Source organism: Rhizobacter sp. P2_H2 (assembly GCF_056403375.1).
This window is the reverse complement of the sequence record NZ_JBFUFP010001266.1, coordinates 1-1,415: the sequence shown is the minus strand read 5'-3', so window position 1 is coordinate 1,415 and position 1,415 is coordinate 1. Positions and strand designations below refer to the sequence as shown.

Sequence of the window (1,415 nt, the reverse complement as noted above, 5' to 3'; positions counted from 1 at the left end):
GCGCGGATACCGACGCCACTTCAGCAATGCTTTTGTCAGCCAGTTCGTGGCGTGGTTCGAAGCACTGCAAATGCAAGGCTATCTGGCGGCTCCGTATCGGTGGGAACGCAAGAGCGCCACATGGAGCAAAACGCAGCCATGACGTCACCGCAAACTGCGTCCCCCGCTTCAGCACCACCGCCCAGTGGGGCAGCGACCGGTTCCGCAACGGCCAAGCCGTCACTTGCGGCCTCAGGTTCTACATTGGTCGCGCCGAGCGGGTCTTCTACGACCGCACAACCCGGATCACTCGTCTCGTTTAGCGTTACCAAGCAGTTCGACGTAGCGCTCTATGTCGACGGATTCACAACCGGCGGTCTCGCCATTGTCGTGCTTGGTGGAGTCCTGTGGCGCTACTGGCGCCTGACAGCCGGTAGAAGCAGGGACTTCGAACTCGATGAGGCCGAATTCGGTTTGGGCCAGCAGAAGATCAAGCTTAAGCCAAACGACGATGATCGCCAGATTGCATACAAGATTTGGGTTGAATTGAGCACCCGCAAGATCGGACTCACGATTGACCTGGAGCAGGATGTGATCACCGAAGTCTATGACTCGTGGCACACCTTCTTCTCTGTGACTCGTGAGCTCATCAAGGACGTGCCCGTCAGGAAGTATCAACGTGACTCCACAGCAAAGATCGTGCGGCTATCTATTGAGGTGCTCAACGAAGGTCTTCGCCCTCACCTGACCAAGTGGCAGGCACGATTTCGACGTTGGTACGAACACGCGGCGAAGAAGGAAGACTTCGGCAGCACGGCGCCACAAGAGATTCAAAAGCAGTTCCCTGCGTTCGCGGAACTGACGGAAGACTTGAAGCTGGTGAATGAACGGCTCATTGCCTATAGAAACCGGATGCACGATCTGATGGCGAACCGGTAGCCGAAGCTAGTACAGGGGGGTGAAAATTGAAAACGATCGAGCGCTCCGAGCAACAGCTCACGCTTGCTGAATATCAAGACCGTGCTTGTACGTCGAATCAGTTTCGCGGCAAGGACACTGCACTTGATCAGCTGCAGTTCGGCCTCTTTGGCGAGATTGGAAGCGTCCTTTCCCTTGTGAAAAAGTCGCATCGAGATCTTCAACCTGCTGACTTGCACGGCATTGGAGAGGAGCTAGGTGACGCACTGTGGTATCTCACCACGGCGGCGGTGGAATGCGGGTCATCGCTACAGGAGATCGGCGCAGGGGCAATCCTTGAACTGCAACGACACTTCGGCGTCAATTGCGACGAGCGCAAGGATGACATTGCGTTTGACGAGTTCGACGGGCTTGTCGCCTTTAGCCGAAGTCAGCTAAAGGACGAAGAAAAGCTCACGAGACTGCGGCAGCTTGGAATCGACTCCGGTCGCTTGCTCATGGAGAGCGTCGAGAAGGAT

2 protein-coding genes are annotated in these 1,415 nt (G+C 56.1%); both read left to right on the top strand.

Going from position 1 to position 1,415, the window contains the following annotated elements:
* The first annotated feature begins 120 nt into the window (after nucleotides 1-120).
* On the top strand, nucleotides 121-918 hold the full coding sequence (locus AC1D15_RS32215; protein WP_477829259.1) for a hypothetical protein: 798 nt from the start codon (nucleotides 121-123) through the stop codon (nucleotides 916-918).
* Nucleotides 919-944: 26 nt separating this feature from the next.
* The coding region (locus AC1D15_RS32210; protein WP_477829258.1) for a nucleoside triphosphate pyrophosphohydrolase family protein at nucleotides 945-1,415 on the top strand (471 nt) is incomplete at its 3' end.

Excerpts from the sequence above, each read along its gene's own strand:
- AC1D15_RS32215 (WP_477829259.1), top strand. The coding sequence starts at position 121 with ATGGAGCAAAACGCAGCCATGACGTCACCGCAAACTGCGTCCCCCGCT.